This is a genomic window from Streptomyces sp. NPDC051664, assembly GCF_044453545.1.
In the GTDB taxonomy this organism is placed as follows: domain Bacteria; phylum Actinomycetota; class Actinomycetes; order Streptomycetales; family Streptomycetaceae; genus Streptomyces.
Genome location: NZ_JBITCU010000104.1, coordinates 1 through 2406 on the forward strand (window position 1 = coordinate 1; position 2406 = coordinate 2406).

At 63.6% G+C, this 2406-nt stretch carries 2 protein-coding genes; both read left to right on the plus strand.

The window, feature by feature from the left end; translation table 11 throughout:
• Positions 1-991 precede the first annotated feature (991 nt).
• Positions 992-1372, plus strand: a complete 381-nt coding sequence (locus tag ACIA8E_RS41775; RefSeq protein ID WP_399307322.1) for a ricin-type beta-trefoil lectin domain protein — start codon at positions 992-994, stop codon at positions 1370-1372.
• A gap of 72 nt (positions 1373-1444) precedes the next feature.
• Positions 1445-2230 carry a transposase gene (locus tag ACIA8E_RS41780; protein ID WP_399307324.1) on the plus strand — a complete coding sequence of 262 codons (786 nt, stop codon included), beginning with the start codon at positions 1445-1447 and terminating at the stop codon, positions 2228-2230.
• Positions 2231-2406: the final 176 nt, after the last annotated feature.

Here is a 2406-nt window from a genome sequence, read left to right on the forward strand (position 1 = left end):
ACTGCCTGTACCAACGAGCTCCGTTGCTCTACATCGAAAACCCGTCAACACCCCTTGCGTGACCTGCGGGAACGCTAACTACCCGGCCTTGGGGGAGGCCCCCTTGCCCATTCAGTTGCGATCCCCCACATCATGCGGCACGATCTATGACGTTGTTCCCACACCGAATCGAACACCTCTGCGTTCGCAGACACCGACGTACCTGATCCTCTGGGTGTCTCATGCTTGGACACCACATCTTCCAGTACATCGTCTCTGACGCTATGCACTCCTCATACAACTGCGACATGCGGCAGCGATACACACGATTCGGCCAGTACATCGGGCACATCATCACTAGCGATTGAGCACATGAACGTGCGCCGACAATTCAACGAAGGGCAGGCAGTAGATGATCGACGGTCGGGCCGACCACACTGACAGCGAGCCCGCAGCTAGTGACTCTCACTCCACCGGGGGGAACGAGACCACAGTTCATACCGAGGGAGCAGTATGGGACCAGGAGATACCGTGGCAGGAACCGACCTCGGGCGACACGCTGGAAAACGCGACTGAGCGGCGGCACAACGACGGAGCCATTGAACACGAGGATGGTGGCGCTTCGCCGATCGCTCCCGTCCGGCGCAAGAGACGAGCCCGTGTGGGCCTCAGCATCGGCGCGCTTGTCGCGGGACTCGGCGTAAGTCTCCTGTTCGCGACGAACGCCCACTCGCCATCCGGCTCAGCATCCGACGCTTTGGAGGCCCTTTCACCCGCATCCGGTCGGACGCAAAATACGCAGGTTCCCACCCCCCTGGCGTCGAAGCCACTCGCCGGGACAAGCCCTTCAACCCAACAGCGGGACCCAGCGCATCCCGCAACACCGCAGCAATCGGCACTTCCGAATACCACGCAGTCGCCGGGCGCGGTCAACCCTGCCCAGGAACACCCCGGCAGCACGAAAACGCCGTCCCCTCCCACTGCCCCCATCCACTTCCAGGGCCAGCTGGTCATGAACCTCGGCTCCAAACGTTGCCTGGCAAGTCAGGGCGGTTCTGACGCTGTTGGAACCCGGATGGTACTGGCCGACTGCGACACGTCCGACCCCTCACAAGGATGGACCTTCGACTCTGACGGCACCGCCCGTGACTTCGCCGGCGCCATGTGTTTGGACACCAGCGCCGCGCCCGGCACCGGCGCCCCCGTGGTACTCGCCGTATGCTCCCCCGCGCGCCAGAACAACCAGAACTTCAAGCTCAAAAGCTCGTACGACCTAGTCGACGTCCAGCCCGACCTCTGCGTGGACGCTCAGTACAAAGGCACCTCGGCAGGGACCCTGCTCCAGTTGTGGAAGTGTGAAGGCACGTCCAATCAGAAGTGGCGACACCCCTGACGCAGTGGCGAGGCGATCTCAGGGCACCTGCCCGGTGAGCACAGTCGGCAAGGCACCTGGGCTTGATCCGCTTTGACGGACATTCGAGATCAGGGGTTCAGCCCCGGGGCCCGGGTCGCTCCGCGAGAGCCTGACCTGCCGAAGGCCTGCCTGGACGGCCCGTCTCGTGACGCCAAGCTGATAGTCGACCACCGTCGCCTGCTGGTCCGCCGGCGGACAGCCGCGGCGAACAAGCTTCGCTGGTTCCTTCACGAGATCGACCCCGAGTTGCCCGTCCCCTCGCGTGGCCTGCGGCGCCTGTGTGTCTTCGACGCACTGGAGGCAACCTTGCTTGGTCGGGCGGGGGTTGTCGTCGAGATTGCCATCGACTTGATCTCGGAGTGTCGAGGGCTCACTGAGCGGATCAATGCCCTCAAAGGGCGGCTGCGGCGCCTGGTGCGCGATCTCGCGCCTGCCCTTCTGGAGGTCCCGGGCTGCGGGGTGATCGGGGCCGCAGCAATCCTCGGCGAGACCGCCGGCGCCGCCCGTTTCAAGTCGAAGGACGCGTTCGCGCGCTTCAACGGCACCGCGCCGATCCCGGTCTGGTCCTCGAACAAGGTCAGGGTTCGACTCAACCGAGGTGGCAATCGGACGATCAACAACGCCCTCCACACGATCGCGGTCACGCAGGTTCGTGGAACAGGTGAGGGAGCCGCCTACTACGCCAAGCTGATTGCGGCCGGAAAGACCGCCAAAGAGGCACTCCGCGTACTCAAACGCCGCATCTCGGACCGGGTCTTCCGTGCCCTGCTTGCCGACGAGTCCGCCCGGCTTCAGCACGACCAACCTGCCACAGAGCCAGTCGAGTTGGCTGCTTGACATAGGAGTCGACCGTTCACCTGCGGTGACGCCCCGCAGGCGTGAAAATCGGTACAGGGGCTGTCCGCCGACGCCGTTTGATGTGAAGCGTTCCGGGTTCGGTAGAGATCTCAGACGTTGTGTGTAACCTGCGGTTTTGTGGTTGCCAGGTAGTGCAGGGCTTCGTATTCGACGGG

Excerpts from the sequence above, each read along its gene's own strand:
- ACIA8E_RS41775 (WP_399307322.1), top strand. The coding sequence starts at position 992 with ATGAACCTCGGCTCCAAACGTTGCCTGGCAAGTCAGGGCGGTTCTGAC.